The sequence below is a fragment of the Nonomuraea sp. NPDC049158 genome (genome assembly GCF_040648335.1).
Lineage (GTDB): Bacteria > Actinomycetota > Actinomycetes > Streptosporangiales > Streptosporangiaceae > Nonomuraea.
Window position 1 is genome coordinate 20025 of record NZ_JBEZDM010000067.1, and the last position, 15447, is coordinate 35471.

Genomic DNA, 15447 nt, shown 5'->3' on the forward strand with positions numbered 1-15447 from the left:
AGGCGATCAGAGTTGTCGAAAGAGACGCGCATGCGCGGGGGGCAAAGCCTGGCGGAGGCGCTGGAGACCTACTTGGCGGAGTGGTCGGAGCGCACGGGCATCGCCGTCGAGACGTGGGCGCTGCCCTCGACCGACGTGCCGTCGCGCATAGCGGCGGGCGTGCTGGCCGCCATGCGCGAGGCCCTCGGCAACGTCGAGGCGCACAGCGGCGCGAGCCTCGTCTCCGTCGCGGTGACCTCGGGCCGGGACGGCCTCCGGATGACGATCCGCGACCATGGTCAGGGCTTCAGCACGCTCAGAGCGGGCCGCGGCATCGCACGGATGCGGGCCACGTTCACCGAACTAGGCGGCAGCTTGTCGGTCACCGGCACGCAGGGGGAGGGGACCACCGTCAGCGGCGTGGTGCCTAGGCGAGGGTGAGGATCTCGCTGCCCGTGTCGGTCACCACGATCGTGTGCTCGAACTGAGCCGTGCGCTTGCGGTCCTTGGTCACGGCGGTCCACTTGTCGGGCCAGATGTCGTAGTCGATCGTGCCCAGCGTCAGCATCGGCTCGATCGTGAACGTCATCCCCGGCACCAGTTCGACCCGCAGCGACGGGTCCTCGTAGTGCGGCACCATCAGGCCCGAGTGGAAGGTGGTGCCGATGCCGTGCCCGGTGAAGTCGCGCACCACGCCATAGCCGAACCGCTTGGCGTACGCCTCGATGACCCGGCCCACCACGTTGAGCTGCCGGCCCGGCGCGACCGCCTTGATCGCCCGCATCATCGCCTCGCGGGTGCGCTCCACCAGCAGCCGTGACTCCTCATCGACCTCGCCCACCAGATAGGTGGCGTCGGTGTCGCCGTGGACGCCGCCGATGAACGCGGTGATGTCGACGTTGACGATGTCGCCGTCGCGCAGCACGGTGTCGTCGGGGATGCCGTGGCAGATCACCTCGTTGATCGAGGTGCACAGCGACTTGGGGTAGCCCTTGTAGCCGAGCGTGCTCGGGTAGGCGTCGTGGTCGACAAGGAACTCGTGGCCGATCCGGTCCAGCTCGTCGGTCGTGACACCGGGCTGGATGTGCTTGGCGACCTCGTCCATCGCCTGGGCCGCGATCCGGCCGGCCACCCGCATCCGCTCGATCGTCTCCGGGGTCTTGACATCGGATTCGCCGGTCTTGGGACGCTTCTTGCCGACGTACTCCGGCCGCTGGATGTGCGCGGGGACCTTTCGGATGGGCGAAACTCGCCCTGGCTGGAGCAATGTCGTCATGAAAGGCAAGTCTACGGGGCAGGATTGATCCCGTGAGCGATGGCCAGTGGTGGTTCTGCCTCAAGCACATGCGCGTCGAGCCCGAACAGGGCTGCCCCAACAAGGACCGGATGGGCCCCTACGAGAGCGAGCAAGAGGCGGCCGGCGCCCTGCAGCGCGCCGCCGACCGCAACAAGGCGTGGGACGAGGCCGACGAGGACGAGGACTAGGCCGCAGACCCTACGTCCGGGCTCGCGGATCTACAGCGACGCGAGCGCCTTCGCCACGCCCGGGTCGCGGCCGGTGGCCAGGTCAAGGGCGGTCATCGGGGCGTAGTGGTCGACCGGTACACCGATCGTGTCGATGATCTCGCGGGCGGGCCCGAGGTGCCGGACCTTGGGCAGCAGCAGGAGGCTGCCGTCGTCGAGGAGGTAGCCTTCGGCGGGGCCGGAGATGGCTCCCGCGGTGCGGGTCCCGATGAGGGTGCCCAGTCCGTTGTCCTTGACGGCCGCGCTGAAGTCCTCGCAGGCCGAGGCGCAGGCCCGGTCGGTGAGGACGACGAGGCGCAGGCCGAGCAGCGGCACGCTGTCGTCGGTCCGGTTGGGCACGCAGTCTCCCTGGAGCGGGCAGAAGTAGCTGGTGACCTTGCCGTGGGCGAAGGCGCCGAGCAGCCGCGTCACCTCACGGGGCGACCCGCCGCCGTTGCCGCGCAGGTCGAGGACCACAGCCGCCGGTCTGCCCTGGAGCTTGGCGATGACCTGGTCGGCGGCGCCTTCGAAGAACCCGGGCAGCTGGATGTACGCGACGCCGCCGGGAAGCGTCTTCGATGTCACCCCCGGAGGCTGCACCGTGATGGGGCCCTCCTTGAGATCGATGGTGCGGGTCCGTCCCGTCGTAGGGCGCTTGAGCGTGAGCGTGACCGTGCCGGCGGCGAAGGCGTTGACGATGCTCTGGTTCGCGGTGTTCCCGATGAACGCCGGCATGCCGTTGACCTTGACGATGATGTCACCGGGCCTGATGTCGGCCTTGGCGGCGGGGCTGCCGGGCAGGACGCGGGTGATGAACAACGGCGGCTTGGCCGCCGGGTCGAGCTGCGGGCCCTGGGCGGCTGACACGCCCGCGATGCCCGTTCCGGTCGGCCCGCCTTCCGGCGGGGGAGTCGGCCGGACCGCGCGGGCGTGGTTGTCGTGCAGTCCGGCGATCATCTCGGTGATCGCGGCGCGCAGCGCGGACACGTCACCGGCCCCGAGGACTTGCGCGAAGGCGGCCCAGTCGGTGTCGCGGTTGCCGGTCAGTTCGGGCAGCCGAAGGTCGGCCCGGTCGGCGTCGCGCCGCATCAGGTCCTGGGTGTAGGCGGCGAAAGCGCTCTTCAGCAGGGCCTTCGGATCCATGGCCGGGCCGCTGTAGTAATGGTCCAGCACACAGAAGTACGCCTGCCGGAGGGTGTTCACCGAGGTGGGCGGCGCCGATTGCGGCGGTGGCGACGTGGCGGCGGCGCAGCGGTCGTCTGAGGCGGCGGCCGGCGAGGACGCGGGTACGGCCAGGGCGCAGGCCGCCGTCAGCACGGCGGTGCAGAGGAGTCTGATCATGGCCGCCAGCGTGGCCGGAAGCGGATTGCACGGCCGTAAACGGATCCGTTAACGCCGCTGTTACCCCGATTCGGGTACGAACGTCGACATGCGGGTGCTGGTGGCCGAAGACGAACGCGATCTGGCCGATCTCGTGGCGGTGGGGTTGCGCCGCCACGCCATGGCCGTCGACGTGGTGTACGACGGGGCCGCCGCGGCGGAACGGCTGGCGGTGAGCGACTACGACGTCCTCGTGCTGGACCGGGACCTGCCCGGGATACACGGTGACCTGGTGTGCCGTGAGCTGGTGGCGCGCGGCAGCCGTACGCGGATCCTGATGATGACGGCGGCCGCGGCGGTGCCGGAGCGGGTGGCCGGTCTCGGGATGGGGGCCGACGACTACCTGCCCAAGCCGTTCGACTACGCCGAGCTGGTCGCCCGGGTGCGGGCGCTGGGGCGGCGCAGCCAGGCGCAGGTGCCGCCGGTGCTGACGCGGCACGGGATCGTGCTCGACGCCCACCGGCTGCAGGCCTCGCGGGACGGGCGGCATCTGCACCTGTCGCTCAAGGAGTTCGCCGTCCTTGAGGTGCTGATGAGGGCGGGCGGCGCGGTGGTGAGCTCTGAACGGCTGCTCGAAGAGGCGTGGGACGAGAACGTGGACCCGTTCACGACGGTGGTGCGGGTGGTGATCAGCCGCTTACGCGCGAAGCTGGGCGAACCGGCCTGCATCCAGACGGTTCCCGGCGCGGGATACGTGTTGTGACGACGGTCCGGGTACGGCTCACGCTGATCTACTCCGGATTGTTCCTGCTGACCTCGACCGTGCTGCTGATCACGGTCAACCTCCTGCTGAGCCAGGCGCTGCACAGGGGGATCTCGCGGATCGAGGGGGTGCCGGTGGCGCCACTGGCACCGCCGCGGAAAGTGCCGGCCGATCCGCCGCCGGTGCTGCCCGATCTGGTGGACGACGTGATCCAGTACCAGTGGGGGGTGACCGAGCTGACGGTCGGGCTCCTGACGGTGGTGTCAGTGGTCGTCGGCTGGCTGGTCGCCGGGCGGATCCTGCGGCCCGTCCACCGGATCACCGCGACCGCGCAGCGGCTGTCCATGTCGACCCTGCACGAACGCATCGCGCTCATCGGGCCGAAGGACGAGCTGAAGGAACTGGCCGACACCTTCGACGCGATGCTCGACCGCCTCGAGCACTCCGTCGAAGCGCAGCGGCGCTTCATCGCGAACGCCTCCCACGAGCTGCGGACCCCGCTGGCCGTCCAGCGAGCGGCGATCGAGATCGGCCTGCCCGAGGACGTCGGCGAGATCCGCGACAAGCTCCTGTTCCACAACCGCCGTACCGAGAGCCTCATCGGCGCCCTGCTGGTCTTGGCCCAGGCGGAACACGGCCTGGAGAAGCGGCTCCCGGTGGCCCTGGACGAGGTGGTGAGAGTCGTCCTGGCCGAAGGGACCGCGGACGGCCTCACCGTGACCACCCGGATCGAACCGCTCACCGTCGATGGGGATCCGATCCTGCTGAACCGGCTCGTCACCAACCTCGTCGACAACGCCGTTCGCTACAACCATCCCGGCGGCAGCGTCGAGGTGACGCTCTTCGACAGAGCTCTGACCGTCCGGAACACCGGCCCGGACGTGCCGGGCGAGCGTGTGGACGACCTCTTCGAGCCCTTCCGGCGGCTCCACACGACCCATGAGCAGGGTGCCGGACTCGGGTTGTCGATCGTCGCGTCGATCGCGAAAGCACACAAGGCGGGCGTACAGGCATGCCCCAACCCCGGGGGCGGCCTGGAGGTCGTGGTCGTCTTCTGAGCGGCTCGGGTTGTGCCGCTGTCACGGGCAAGACCGATTCCCTGTGACTCCAATTCGCTTGGGGCGGACAAACGCCCCCAAATAAATCAACTCTTTATCGGACAAGCATCCTCAAAACGCTTGTATGAGGAGTGTAAGGTCCCGAATTAAAACGTTGACGGTGATCAACCATAAAGCGCCGAGTAAAAATCGGGGCTAGTCATCGGCCGACGTCGTGGGGTAGAAAGTTCGAGGCGGCGAAAGGGAGGGACTGCTTTGAGATAGAAATTGAGTAGTTTTCGCATCAGCCGCACAGCGGCAAGGAGAACGCTCTTCCGTAATCGCGGAAAGAGCGCCACGCAAAAGAGGGGATGGATAATTCCATGAAGGCGAACAAGCGAGTGGCCTCGGTCGCACTTATGCTCGGTCTCTTCGGCTCCGCGCTCGTGGGTGGCGCTTCCATGGCCCAGGCCACCGGCGGTTATTCCTGCTCCAACGGCCTCGCCAACGTCGTCACCTGCAACAACACCGTCGCCGGCGTCCCGGTGACGCTCATCGTCACGGGTAACCGGACGCTCAACGGCAACGAGATCGGCATCCTCCAGAACAACCTCAACAACACCGCCGTGAACGTCACGGCCATCAAGAACTCGGTCTTCAACACGTACGCGTCGTTCAACCCGACGGTTATCATCAAGAAGATCAACGTCTGTATCGCATCGGTCTGCTCGTAATCCGGATCCGGGCTCGGATGGGGCCCGGCGACGATAGTGCGCAGTAGGTTCTGAAGCTACGGCGGGCCGCTGACCGGGCGGTGGCCCGCCGTAGTCTGCTTTTCTCTGAATGCGTTTTGAATGGTCGACTGTTAAGGGATTACCGCATAGGCCCTGACGGGGAACGTCCCCATGCCCGCCACCATGGGCGGCGCGGCGTGGAAGCGGAAGCCCTCGTCCGGCAGCGCCGCGAGCCCGGTCAGGTGCTCGACCAGCGGGATGCCCGCCTGGAGCAGCACCGAGTGGGCCGGGCGCGGGCCGCGCGGCGGGGTGTCGTCGATGTTCAGCGAGTCGATGCCGACCAGCGCCGCACCCTGCTCCGCCAGCCAGGCCGCCGACTCCGGCGCCAGATACGGGTGCTCGCGCTGATACTCCTCGGTGCCGAAATGCCGGTCCCACCCCGTCTGGATCAGTACGGCCCGGCCGCGCACGTCCAGGTCCTCGTCAAGGACGACCCGCCTGGCGCCCTCGGCCCGTACCACCAGCCCTGGCAGATCGGCCAGCTTGCTCAGCGGCACCTGCGACAGGTCCTGGCCGTCGGCGTAGCGGTGGTGAGGGGTGTCCAGGTAGGTGCCGGTGTTGGCGGCCAGCGTGATCATGCCCATGTGGAACTCGGTGCCCGGCTCGTAGACCTCGCGCGAGGCCTCCCTGCTGAGGTGCGTGCCGATCACCGGCCCCGGGATGCCCGGGTACGTCACCATGCCGTCGGTGATGCGGTGGCTGAGTTCGACGATCATTGAGCGAATCCGATCCTGGTGAGCTTGTAGATGGCCGTGACGCCGATGAGGGCCCAGATGAGGTTCAGGCCCGCCGAGGGCCAGGCGGCGTTGGCGGCGCTGTTGACCATCAGGCCGATCGAGCCGGCCAGGTTGATCAACTGGTAGTGGGCGCCGTCACCGGACATCCGTGACGAGGAGACCATGGCGTACCCGAACAGCAATAACGCGGCGCCCAGCCAGCCTAGGACGTCAACGAGGAAGCTCATGCGGGCCATTGTCCGGATTCATTGCGTTGAAGCGCAAATAAAGATTGCTAAAGGTTGACGTAAGCTGATCTGCATGGACATCGACCCCCGCCGGCTGCGTGTCCTGCACGAGGTCGCCCGTCGCGGCGGCGTCATGCGCGCGGCCGAGGCCCTGTTCCTGACGCCGTCGGCGGTGTCCCAGCAACTCGCCCAGCTCGAACGCGAGGTGGGCCTCGCCCTCATCGACCGCTCCCAGCGCCGCGTCTCGCTCACTCCGGCCGGCCGGGTGCTCGCCGGATACGCCGAGCGCGTCGAGGACGAGCTGGCCGAGGCCAGGCGCGAGCTCACCCGCTTCACCGAACGGCTGGCCGGGCCGGTGCGGATCGCCGCCTTCCCGACGGTGATCAAGCACATGCTGGTGCCCGCCATGCGCGACCTCGCCGTCCGCCACCCCAAGATCGTTCCGGTCATCCACGAGGTGTACGGCCAGCCCGCCCTCCAGGAGCTGCGGCTGGGAGCCGTGGACGTGCTGATCACCGAGCAGGACATGAGCCTGCCGGTGCCGGCGCAGCCGTCGCTGGCCGTCCGCCCCCTGTACGTGGACGAGTACCGCATCGTCGTGCCGCCCGACGGGCCCGACCCGCGCACGGTCGCCGACCTGGCGGAGCTGCCGTGGGTGGCCAGCGAGCCCGACCAGGCGTGCGGGCAGGCGCTCGACCGGCTGGCCGGGCTGCACGGGTTCGAGCCGCGCAAGGTGCACGTCATCACCGAGTTCGACCCCACGCTGGCGCTGGTGGCGGCCGGGTACGGGGTGGCGATCGTGCCGTCGCTCGCCCTGCTGGACGTGCCGGAGGGGGAGGTGCGGGTCAGCGAGATACGGGATGTGGGGGCGCGGCGGCTGGACGCCGTCACGCGGGTCAGCCGTACGAGATCGGGGGAGCCGGACCCGGTGCAGGCGGTCGTGATCAGCGCGATCGAGGACGCCACCGCCACGCTGGACGCCACCCTCGTCGGCCACCTCCACACCCCCGAGCCACTCGACTCGTAGGTCACCGTGGTGACCGGACCACGACATCGTGGGCTGTGGTGCTGGGCGTGAGGAAGGCGAGCAGCCGGGCGCCCTCGGCGTCGAGTTGTTCGTGTTCGGCCGCGGTCAGGTTCCGGAATGGGCGCACGGTCAGGGTCGCGGTGTCGCGGTCGGTGGTGAGTTTCCAGGTGGCGGCGACGTAGCCGTCGACCAGTACGGACCGGGGCTGTTCGTTCGTCTTGCCGAAGCCCTGGACGGCGTAGTCGATGGTGACCACGCGGCCGCGGTCGGCGTGGGAGAGCAGCAGGTTGTCGAAGTCGTAGAGAAAACGTACCGGGGCCGGGGTGTCCGGATCTGGGCGTGCGGCCTCGGGAAGGTCGAACAGTTCACGGCCCTGCTCGTCCCGGAAGGTGACCAGGTGGGGCCGGAGGCGGTCGACGACCTCGGACAGTCGGGTCAGCCCGCACCATCGCTGGGCATCGAGAACGGTCGCCGGGCCGAAGGCCGCCAGATAGCGCAGGACCAGGGCGTCCACCGACGCGGCCGGGTCCACGGTCCGGCCGAGCCAGGTCTCGACCGTGGTGTGGGCGGCCTGGCCGCTGCGGCCCCACAGCCCGCGCGGCGGGACCTGCACCAGCGGCACCCAGGCGCGGGCTGCCTGGGCCAGCGCGGCCGGGTCGCGTTCCGGCCACCGCTGGGCCAGCTTCCGGCCCAGGGCGCTGAAGGTCAGCGGTTCCGGCGCCAGCAGCTCGCGGGCGGTGGAGACGAGTTCGGCCTGGTCCAGGCCGGTGAGGTGGCGGCCGAAGGCACCCAGCGTGCTGCGCTCGATGACCGGCTCCACCAGCGGCCGTAGCCAGAGGCAGTCGGCGGCGGTCACCAGGTGGATGGTCGAGCGCATCAACGCCATCCGTACGATGGCGCCGTCGGTGAGCAGCCGGGCGGTGAGTTCGGGGGTGTAGCCGGCCAGCCGGGTCCACAGCCCGACGTACCAGGTGTGCGGTGTCTGGGCTTGCAGGCCGGCCAGCCGCTCCAGCGCCTGCGGCACGGTCAGGTCCGCGCGGCGCAGCAGCAGTTGCCGGTCGAGGGTGGCGCGGTTGAGCGCGCGGGTGGTGAGTCGTGGCACGAGGGTCCTCAAGGGCTCAAGAGCGGGGTTGCCGGGCCGCGGCGTCGCGGCCCGGCAGGGGGCTACCGCAGCGGGCGGAAGAACGTCCGGATGTCGGCGGTGAGCAGGTCCGGTGCTTCCAGGGCGGCGAAGTGGCCGCCTCGGTCGAATTCCGACCAGTGGGTGATGTTGTTGCCGTATTCGGCGTAGCGGCGGATGGGCAGGTCGTGGGCGAACACGGCGACACCGGTGGGTGTGGTGGCCGGCTCGGTGTGCCAGGTGTTGGCGTGCATGTTCTCGTAGTACAGGCTGGCGACGGATCCGGCGGTGCCGGTGAGCCAGTAGAGCATCACGTCGGTCAGCAGCAGGTCCCGGTCGATGGCGGCCTCGGGCAGGTCGGCGGCGGGGAAGCTCCACTCTTTGAACTTCTCGACGAGCCAGGCGAGCTGGCCGACCGGGGAGTCGGTGAGGGCGTACGCCACTGTTTGCGGCCGGGTGGCCGAGATCTTGAAGTAGCCGCTCTGGTCGTCCATGAACTCCTTCGCCCGTCCCAGCCGGGCCCGCTCGGCGTCGGTCAGCGTGGCACGCTCCTCGTCCGAGACATCCCCGAACGGGATGAATCCGAAGGAGGCCGCGTTGACGTGTACGCCGACGACCTGCCCGGTGGCGGCGCGGCCGAGTTCCGGGGTGATCAGGGCGCCGAGGTCGCCGCCCTGCGCGCCGTACCGGTCGTAGCCGAGCCGGCTCATCAGCCGCGCCCACGCCCGCGCGATCCGGCCGCTGTTCCACCCGGTCTCTCGGGTGGGGCCGGAGAATCCGAAGCCGGGCAGCGACGGGATGACCAGGTGGAAGGCGTCGGCCGGGTCCCCGCCGTGCGCGGCCGGATCGGTCAGCGGGCCGATGACCTTGAGGAATTCGACGATCGATCCGGGCCAGCCGTGGGTGAGGATCAGCGGCAGGGCGTCCGGGTGCGGGGAACGTACGTGCATGAAGTGCACCCGTTGCCCGTCGATCTCGGTGGTGAACTGCGGGATGTCGTTCAACGCGGCCTCGTACTTGCGCCAGTCGTACGAGGTGCGCCAGTACTCGGCCAGCTCCTTGAGGTAGGCCAGGGGAACGCCGCGACTCCAGCCGACCTCGGGCAGTTCGCTCGGCCACCGCACGGCCGACAGCCGGCGGTGCAGGTCATCGAGATCGCTCTGGGGGACATCGATCCGGAACGGGATGATCGTTTCGCTCATGTCTGACACGCAAGGTCTCCTTGAATGATGTCTCGTGGCTAGAACGCGGCAGCATGGTCGAGGACCCAGTCGTGGAAGCTGCGCGCGGGACGACCGGTGACCTTCTCGATGTCGGTGGTCGTGGGTGCGGTGCGGCCGACGGAGGCGGCCCAGGTGGCGAAGATGCTGTCCAGGATGGGGCCCGGGACGTGGGCGCTCATCGCCTCGCGCACGGTCTCGGCGGGTAGTTCGGCGTAGCTGATGGGCCGGCCGAGCGCCTGGCCGAGGATGGCGGCCTGGTCGGCGTGGCTGAGCGACTGCGGCCCGGTCAGCAGGTAGACCTGACCGGCGTGCCCGTCCTCGGTGAGGGCGGCCACCGCGACCGCGGCGATGTCGGCTTCGTGTACCGGGGCGGATGCCGCGTCGGCGTAGGCGCCGCGGACCACGTCGCCGGACCTGGTCTGCCCGGCCCACATGAGGCTGTTGGCGGCGAACACGTCCGGGCGCAGGAAGGTCCACACCAGGCCGGAGCCGCGCAGGGCCTGCTCGATCTCGGCGTGGTAGGTGGCGATCGGCCCGTCCTGGACCTCCGCGTCGTCGTCGACCCCGCCGGAGGACAGCAGCACGACCCGGCGCACGCCGGCCCGCTGGGCGGCGGCGACGAACGCGGGCCCGCTGCCCGGTACGGCGAACAGGAAGACCGACTCCACGCCGGTCAGGGCCGCGTCCAGCGACGCCGGGTCGGCCAGGTCGCCGGCGGCGACGTCGACCTCGGCCGGCCAGACCGTCTGCTGCGGGGACCGGCTCAGGGCACGCACGGCGTGACCGCCGGCGACCAGCAGGTCGAGCACGTGGCGGCCGACGTTTCCGGTGGCGCCGGTGACGAGGATCATGAAGCTCTCCTTGATTTCGAGGGTTCCCGGGCGACCCCGGTACGAGGAACACTAGAAACCATTGAGGACAGGTCCGGTCCTCAAGTCTTCGGATCGAAGGGAGTTTCGCGCGGATGTTGGAAACCTCGGCGCGGCTGCTGCGGCTGCTGTCCCTGCTCCAGTCCCGCCCCGACTGGCCCGGCGGCGAGCTGGCCGAACGCCTCGCTGTCACCACCCGCACCGTCCGCCGCGACGTCGACCGGCTCCGCGACCTCGGCTACCCGGTGGAGTCCGCCACCGGCGTCACCGGCGGCTATCGGCTGGGGGTCGGCGCCGCCCTGCCGCCGCTGCTGCTCGAAGACGACGAAGCCGTCGCCATCGCGGTCGGCCTGCGTGCCGCCGCCACGGGCACGGTCACCGGGATCGAGGAGACCTCGCTACGCGCGCTCGCCAAGCTCGAACAGGTTCTGCCCTCCCGGCTGCGCCACCGCGTGGGCGCGATGCAGTCGGCCATCCTGCCGCTGACCGGCCCCGGCCCGATGGTCGATCCCGATCTGCTCACCGCCTTGGCCGCCGCCTGCCGCGCCCACGAGGGCATCCGCTTCGGGTACCAGCAGCGCACCCGCCGCGTCGAGCCGTACCGCCTCGTCCATACCGGCCGGCGATGGTACCTGCTCGCCTTCGACCTCGACCGCGACGACTGGCGTACCTTCCGCGTCGACCGCATGGACTCCGCTCCGCAGCCCGGGCCGCGTTTCACGCCCCGGCCCGAACCCGCCGAGGGGGTGCGTACCTATGTCTCCAACGCCCTCACGAGTTCCCCGTACCGGTATCAGGCGACGATCCTGTTCCGCGCGCCGCTCGACGTCGTCGCCGAGCACACCTCACCTACCGCGGGCCGTCTCGAACACCGCGACGCGGACAGCTGCCTCTTCTACGCCGGCGGCGACTCCCTCGACAAGATCGCCCTGTACGTCGCGCTCAAGGGCATCGACTTCCAGGTCCTTGACCCGCCCGAGCTCAAGGACCATGTCCGGGCACTCGCCAGCAGGCTCACCAACGCCGGTCGCGATGAGTGAGGTCATGTGCGTCAGTCGGCGACCTGGGGGCCGTTGACCTTCTCCAGCAGGCGGGCCAGGCGCTCGCGCAGCCCCGGGCGCGCCGGCAGCTCGCCGGCGGCCATGCTGACCAGGTGCTGGGCGCCGTCGAAGGTGACCGGCCCCAGCCGTGGCACGGCGATCGCGTCGTGCGCCAGCCCCTCCAGCGCCGTGTCGCCGCCTTCCAGCGCCAGGATCGTCGCCCCCGTACGGCGGGCGTCGTTGACCCGTTCGAGCAGCGGCACGGGCGCGTCCTGCTCGGCCACCACGAACAGCGTCTCGCCGCGCCCCGCCTGCTGGATCCGGTCGAGCCCGACGCGCAGGTGGGCCGGGGCGTCGGCGGGCGGCTTCCAGCGGACCAGGGTGGGGGCGAGCTGCGGCAGCTCGGAGAGCCGGGCCTCGTCGGCGAGGTGCGCGGTGAGATGCCACGGCTCGTCGTCGGGCGTGCCCACCAGCATCAGGCCGCCGGGCGAGCGGGTGGTCCGCAGCGCCAGGCCAAGCTCGCGGGTGCGCTCCACCCAGCCGGTCTCGGCGAGTAGTTCGCGCAGAAAGGTCACCGAACCAGCATCCATCCGTCCATGGTGCCCGACCGGCGCGGTGGACTTCACCGTTTCGGGGCGGCCCGGTGATGCGGTCGTGGCCAGTGTTATGTGGCGCGGGAGGCAGTCTGACACCGGCTCGGATTCGCCGTCGTTTCGGGCCTTGACACGAGGTTACTGCCGGGTAACGATCGGCTCGCGGCGCCGCCTTCCCCTGAGCGAACCCCACGGAGAGGGGTGGCACATGAGGTTACGTGTCCGCGTCAGCATGACCATGATCCTCTTACTGATCGCGTCCTTCGTCGCGGCGCCGCCGGCCCGCGCGGCCGCGGCGGGGGACGTGGTCACCGCCCAGCCCACCACCGTCTACCTGCTGCCGGGCAAACTGCTCGAAGTCCCGGTGAACGCCTGGCACCTGCTCTACCGCTCGACCTCCGCCACCGGCTCGCTGAACGCGGTGTCCGGCACCCTGCTCGTGCCCAAGGCGAGCTACCCGCTGGGCAAGCGCCCGATCATCGGGTACGCCGTCGGCACCCACGGACTCGGTGACCAGTGCGCGCCCTCGGCCAGCATGAGCCGGGGCGGCGAGGCGGAGCTCGCGCTGGTCAGCCTGTTCCTGCTCAAGGGGTTCGCGGTGGCCATCACCGACTATGAGGGCCTCGGGACGCCCGGGGTGCACACCTACATGGCGGGGATCTCGCAGGGTCACGCCGTACTGGACTCGATCAGGGCCGCCACGCGGGTGTCGGGCTCGGGCCTGTCCACGGGCGGGCCGGTCGCGGTCATGGGTTACTCGCAGGGCGGCGCGTCGGCCGCCTGGGCGGCTCAGCTTCAGCCGTCGTACGCGTCGGAGCTGCGGCTCAAGGGCGTGGCCGCGGGCGGAGTCCCGGCCGACCTGCACGCGGTGGCGGACCACCTCGACGGCGGGGCCAACTTCGGCCTGGCCGCCGCGGCCGGGGTCGGCTTCGACGCCGCCTACCCGGAACTCGATCTCACCGCCGACCTCAACGACCGGGGGCGCGCCCTGCTCGCGGACGCGGCCGACGACTGCGTGGGCGACCTGGGCAGCAAGCTCGCCGGCCTGCGCTTCTCCGACCTGAGCCCCGTGGACCTGATGAACCAGCCCAAGTGGCTGGCCCGGCTCGCCGAGAATCGCCTCGGGGCGACCGCGCCGCGTGTCCCGATGTTCATCTACCACGCCCAGGGCGACGAGATCATCCCCCAGGCGATCTCGGCCACGCTGCGCTCGGCGTACTGCCGGGCGGGGGTCAACCTCCGCTGGACGTCCCTCCCGGCTCCGAATCACGTGACTGGAGCCATCGAGGGCGGGCCGCTGGCCATCGAATGGCTCGCGCTCCGCATCCTTGGCCTCCCGGCCTTCGGCAACTGTTAGCGGCCTTGTCGCAGGTTGGCGGGGCGGTAACAGTTTGGCGGGCGACCGTAAAGGTAACCATAGGTAGTGGCTAAATAACCCTCCGTGATGGGAGTCCTATGCGTCGTCTGGCCCTCACTCTCACCCTCGTCTCCGCGGCCGCCGCGGGTGCGCTGACCCTCGCCCCTGCCGCGACGGCTCAGGCCGCCGCCCGCGAGTACATCACCGTCACCCAGTGCGTGTTCGCGGGCGGCGTGGTCGTCCCTGACTGGCTGAGCCCGACCGGGCGTACGTGCGTCGGCGGCGGTTACCACGGCTATCCGGTCTTCCCCTACTGATACGCACTGATACGAACGGGTCCGTCTCCCTTTCCCCCCGGGGGGCGGACCCTCGGCCGATGGTCAGGGAGTGCGGTGCTGGTGCTGGTGCTGCTCGGGCAGGTGGCTGTCCGGGTGGACCCACAGGAGGACGTTGTCGCCCGGCCGCGACGCCTGCTCCCACTGCTGCCGGAAGAACGCGAGCACCTGCTGATCGGAGTGGCGCAGACTGAAGTGGGTCAGCACGAACAGCGTCCGCGGATGGGCCTCGACCACGGGCCGCAGCTGGCTCCAGACCGTGTGCCCGATCTGATCCGCGCGCTCCAACTCGGTGTCATCCAGAAACGTGCACTCGGTAATGATGACCGGGTATTCAAACAGCCACGGGTTACGGGCGAACACCTTCACATGAGTGTCACCAAGAAAGGCGAACAGCGGCCGCCGGACTTCGAGGTCGACTTCTATCCCCTCTTTGCGGTTCCGCGCCATGATCCGCCCGAACTCGCCGCCCCTGCCCTGCTCTATCAGGTCCTGACGCAACTGTTCGAACTCCGGCCGTAGCGCTTTGCTCCGCTCCGAGAAGGCGTACCCCACACAGGGCACCTTGTGCTCGCACTCCACCACCCGCACGTGATGTCCCCGGCGCCCGAAGCTGAACTCGTCGTCGCGCCGCACCCCGTGCAAGCGGTGGCCTGTCGCCAGGGCAGGATCGAACCCCGCTCCGTGATTGAGCTCCGCGGACGCGCGTATGTAGGACTCCACGTACGGCACCGCCTCGGCGGGCAGGTAGATGTCCGTGCCGGCGGGATTGGCGGCCAGGAAGTCAAGGTCCTTGGCGTGGTCATGGTGGGTGTGGGTCAGGAAGACCGTGTCCACCTGCCGCCCCTCGCACAGCCCCGCGTCGAGGCTGCACCGCAGCTCGGGGATGTGGAAGAACGTCTTGTCGTTCGCGCGGGAGTAGCCGGTGAGGGTCAGCTCGCTGCCGGGCATCCGCCAGGTCTTCCACTGCCGGAACGGGTGCCCCTGCTCAAGGCGCGCGGGGTGGTCGGCCGGGGCCAGGTCCAGCTCGGTCATTTCTCGCTCATCCCATTCGTCTCGTTCAAGCGGCGTTGGGCGGTGGGGTACTCGTACGGGACCGAACCTGCCAAAGGGCCTGGCGGACGGTTCGCGACCTTTGCCCGCCCGACGCCACAGGACAACGACCATGGCCGGGCACGGTGATCTCCCCGGCTCGCTTGATCTTCTGCAGAACCTTGGCACAGCGTCCCGCGAAGAGGTAGCGAATTAGACGTCATTGCCGCCCGTCAAGCGGGTTGTCGACGAAGGCGATCGATGCCGACGCGGCCCGAAGTCAAGAAGACGCACGTCAGGGGGTCCAATCCGCCCTTCCGGAGGCGTATGCCCGAAGAAACCCCCATAGCCATAAGAAGGGATGGATAAGCCGGCTCCTGAGTGGTACACGGACCCTTTTCATCCTCAGACGGCCTGTGTGACGCGGTGGTTCTGAAGGACGGCGATGGCCTTGCAGAGGTGGCCAGCCTTGGATGGGCTGCAGCGTAGCT

The 15447-nt window shown here is 69.6% G+C and carries 18 protein-coding genes; 9 read left to right on the top strand and 9 right to left on the bottom strand.

From position 1 onward, the window contains the following. Nucleotides 1-30 precede the first annotated feature (30 nt). On the top strand, nt 31-420 hold the full coding sequence (locus AB0B61_RS56080; RefSeq protein ID WP_358450277.1) for a hypothetical protein: 390 nt from the start codon (nt 31-33) through the stop codon (nt 418-420). Here the strand turns inward: AB0B61_RS56080 and map are convergent. Then, entirely contained in the window at nt 407-1255 is an 849-nt protein-coding gene (map, locus tag AB0B61_RS56085; RefSeq protein ID WP_358450278.1) for a type I methionyl aminopeptidase, read from the bottom strand. The genes AB0B61_RS56080 and map overlap by 14 nt on opposite strands. A 32-nt stretch (nt 1256-1287) precedes the next feature. On the opposite strand from map, the gene AB0B61_RS56090 reads away from it, so the two are divergent. Next, nucleotides 1288-1464 carry a hypothetical protein gene (locus AB0B61_RS56090; RefSeq protein WP_358450280.1) on the top strand — a complete coding sequence of 59 codons (177 nt, stop codon included), beginning with the start codon at nt 1288-1290 and terminating at the stop codon, nt 1462-1464. A 30-nt stretch (nt 1465-1494) separates the two neighbouring features. Here the strand turns inward: AB0B61_RS56090 and AB0B61_RS56095 are convergent, their stop codons facing one another. Next, on the bottom strand, nt 1495-2823 hold the full coding sequence (locus tag AB0B61_RS56095) for a S41 family peptidase (RefSeq protein ID WP_358450281.1): 1329 nt from the start codon (nt 2821-2823) through the stop codon (nt 1495-1497). An 88-nt stretch (nt 2824-2911) separates the two neighbouring features. Here AB0B61_RS56095 and AB0B61_RS56100 point away from each other — a divergent pair, with 88 nt between their 5' ends. From AB0B61_RS56100 to AB0B61_RS56110, 3 genes are all read left to right on the top strand, one after another. Continuing rightward, nucleotides 2912-3565, top strand: coding sequence for a response regulator transcription factor (locus AB0B61_RS56100; RefSeq protein WP_358450283.1), 654 nt, complete (start codon nt 2912-2914; stop codon nt 3563-3565). Nucleotides 3566-3831: 266 nt separating this feature from the next. Beyond that, nucleotides 3832-4623 carry an ATP-binding protein gene (locus AB0B61_RS56105; protein WP_358450301.1) on the top strand — a complete coding sequence of 264 codons (792 nt, stop codon included), beginning with the start codon at nt 3832-3834 and terminating at the stop codon, nt 4621-4623. Nucleotides 4624-4985: 362 nt separating this feature from the next. Next, on the top strand, nt 4986-5336 hold the full coding sequence (locus AB0B61_RS56110) for a hypothetical protein (RefSeq protein WP_358450285.1): 351 nt from the start codon (nt 4986-4988) through the stop codon (nt 5334-5336). A gap of 131 nt (nt 5337-5467) precedes the next feature. Here AB0B61_RS56110 and AB0B61_RS56115 read toward each other — a convergent pair whose 3' ends face one another. Further along, a complete protein-coding gene (locus AB0B61_RS56115) occupies nt 5468-6112 on the bottom strand; it encodes a cyclase family protein (RefSeq protein ID WP_358450287.1) in 645 nt (214 codons plus the stop codon). Further along, the gene (locus tag AB0B61_RS56120) at nt 6109-6360 is read right to left on the bottom strand and encodes a hypothetical protein (protein WP_357640332.1); all 252 of its coding nucleotides are present in this window, start codon (nt 6358-6360) and stop codon (nt 6109-6111) included. Before AB0B61_RS56120 ends, AB0B61_RS56115 begins: the two co-directional genes overlap by 4 nt. Nucleotides 6361-6433: 73 nt before the next feature. Between AB0B61_RS56120 and AB0B61_RS56125 the strand changes: the two genes are divergently transcribed. Next, nucleotides 6434-7387: a LysR family transcriptional regulator gene (locus AB0B61_RS56125; protein WP_358450288.1), complete on the top strand. Its 954-nt coding sequence runs from the start codon at nt 6434-6436 to the stop codon at nt 7385-7387. Nucleotide 7388: 1 nt separating this feature from the next. Here the strand turns inward: AB0B61_RS56125 and AB0B61_RS56130 are convergent, their stop codons facing one another. The 3 genes from AB0B61_RS56130 to AB0B61_RS56140 form a co-directional block, all read right to left on the bottom strand. Beyond that, nucleotides 7389-8489 carry a winged helix DNA-binding domain-containing protein gene (locus AB0B61_RS56130; RefSeq protein WP_358450290.1) on the bottom strand — a complete coding sequence of 367 codons (1101 nt, stop codon included), beginning with the start codon at nt 8487-8489 and terminating at the stop codon, nt 7389-7391. Between the two features lie 62 nt (nt 8490-8551). Next, nucleotides 8552-9709, bottom strand: a complete 1158-nt coding sequence (locus AB0B61_RS56135; protein WP_358450292.1) for an epoxide hydrolase family protein — start codon at nt 9707-9709, stop codon at nt 8552-8554. A 38-nt stretch (nt 9710-9747) separates the two neighbouring features. Then, a complete protein-coding gene (locus AB0B61_RS56140) occupies nt 9748-10581 on the bottom strand; it encodes an NAD(P)H-binding protein (protein WP_358450294.1) in 834 nt (277 codons plus the stop codon). A 113-nt stretch (nt 10582-10694) separates the two neighbouring features. Between AB0B61_RS56140 and AB0B61_RS56145 the strand changes: the two genes are divergently transcribed. Continuing rightward, the gene (locus AB0B61_RS56145) at nt 10695-11639 is read left to right on the top strand and encodes a YafY family protein (RefSeq protein WP_358450296.1); all 945 of its coding nucleotides are present in this window, start codon (nt 10695-10697) and stop codon (nt 11637-11639) included. 11 nt (nt 11640-11650) lie between these two features. On the opposite strand, the gene AB0B61_RS56150 is transcribed toward AB0B61_RS56145, so the two are convergent. Then, nucleotides 11651-12229, bottom strand: a complete 579-nt coding sequence (locus AB0B61_RS56150) for a hypothetical protein (protein WP_358450297.1) — start codon at nt 12227-12229, stop codon at nt 11651-11653. A gap of 211 nt (nt 12230-12440) precedes the next feature. On the opposite strand from AB0B61_RS56150, the gene AB0B61_RS56155 reads away from it, so the two are divergent. Together AB0B61_RS56155 and AB0B61_RS56160 are read left to right on the top strand one after the other, a co-directional pair. Then, nucleotides 12441-13589 carry a lipase family protein gene (locus AB0B61_RS56155; RefSeq protein WP_358450298.1) on the top strand — a complete coding sequence of 383 codons (1149 nt, stop codon included), beginning with the start codon at nt 12441-12443 and terminating at the stop codon, nt 13587-13589. Nucleotides 13590-13687: 98 nt separating this feature from the next. Further along, nucleotides 13688-13906, top strand: coding sequence for a hypothetical protein (locus AB0B61_RS56160; protein ID WP_358450299.1), 219 nt, complete (start codon nt 13688-13690; stop codon nt 13904-13906). A gap of 63 nt (nt 13907-13969) precedes the next feature. Here AB0B61_RS56160 and AB0B61_RS56165 read toward each other — a convergent pair whose 3' ends face one another. Continuing rightward, complete coding sequence (locus tag AB0B61_RS56165; protein WP_358450300.1) at nt 13970-14959, bottom strand: MBL fold metallo-hydrolase; 990 nt, start codon at nt 14957-14959, stop codon at nt 13970-13972. Between the last annotated feature and the right edge of the window lie 488 nt (nt 14960-15447).

What these genes read in the sequence shown, in the direction of transcription:
- AB0B61_RS56080 (WP_358450277.1), top strand. Translation starts at nt 31, where the DNA reads ATGCGCGGGGGGCAAAGCCTGGCGGAGGCGCTGGAGACCTACTTGGCG.
- map (WP_358450278.1), bottom strand. Translation starts at nt 1,255, where the DNA reads ATGACGACATTGCTCCAGCCAGGGCGAGTTTCGCCCATCCGAAAGGTC.
- AB0B61_RS56095 (WP_358450281.1), bottom strand. Translation starts at nt 2,823, where the DNA reads ATGATCAGACTCCTCTGCACCGCCGTGCTGACGGCGGCCTGCGCCCTG.
- AB0B61_RS56100 (WP_358450283.1), top strand. Translation starts at nt 2,912, where the DNA reads ATGCGGGTGCTGGTGGCCGAAGACGAACGCGATCTGGCCGATCTCGTG.
- AB0B61_RS56110 (WP_358450285.1), top strand. Translation starts at nt 4,986, where the DNA reads ATGAAGGCGAACAAGCGAGTGGCCTCGGTCGCACTTATGCTCGGTCTC.
- AB0B61_RS56115 (WP_358450287.1), bottom strand. Translation starts at nt 6,112, where the DNA reads ATGATCGTCGAACTCAGCCACCGCATCACCGACGGCATGGTGACGTAC.
- AB0B61_RS56120 (WP_357640332.1), bottom strand. Translation starts at nt 6,360, where the DNA reads ATGAGCTTCCTCGTTGACGTCCTAGGCTGGCTGGGCGCCGCGTTATTG.
- AB0B61_RS56125 (WP_358450288.1), top strand. Translation starts at nt 6,434, where the DNA reads ATGGACATCGACCCCCGCCGGCTGCGTGTCCTGCACGAGGTCGCCCGT.
- AB0B61_RS56135 (WP_358450292.1), bottom strand. Translation starts at nt 9,709, where the DNA reads ATGAGCGAAACGATCATCCCGTTCCGGATCGATGTCCCCCAGAGCGAT.
- AB0B61_RS56140 (WP_358450294.1), bottom strand. Translation starts at nt 10,581, where the DNA reads ATGATCCTCGTCACCGGCGCCACCGGAAACGTCGGCCGCCACGTGCTC.
- AB0B61_RS56145 (WP_358450296.1), top strand. Translation starts at nt 10,695, where the DNA reads ATGTTGGAAACCTCGGCGCGGCTGCTGCGGCTGCTGTCCCTGCTCCAG.
- AB0B61_RS56150 (WP_358450297.1), bottom strand. Translation starts at nt 12,229, where the DNA reads ATGGATGCTGGTTCGGTGACCTTTCTGCGCGAACTACTCGCCGAGACC.
- AB0B61_RS56155 (WP_358450298.1), top strand. Translation starts at nt 12,441, where the DNA reads ATGAGGTTACGTGTCCGCGTCAGCATGACCATGATCCTCTTACTGATC.
- AB0B61_RS56160 (WP_358450299.1), top strand. Translation starts at nt 13,688, where the DNA reads ATGCGTCGTCTGGCCCTCACTCTCACCCTCGTCTCCGCGGCCGCCGCG.
- AB0B61_RS56165 (WP_358450300.1), bottom strand. Translation starts at nt 14,959, where the DNA reads ATGACCGAGCTGGACCTGGCCCCGGCCGACCACCCCGCGCGCCTTGAG.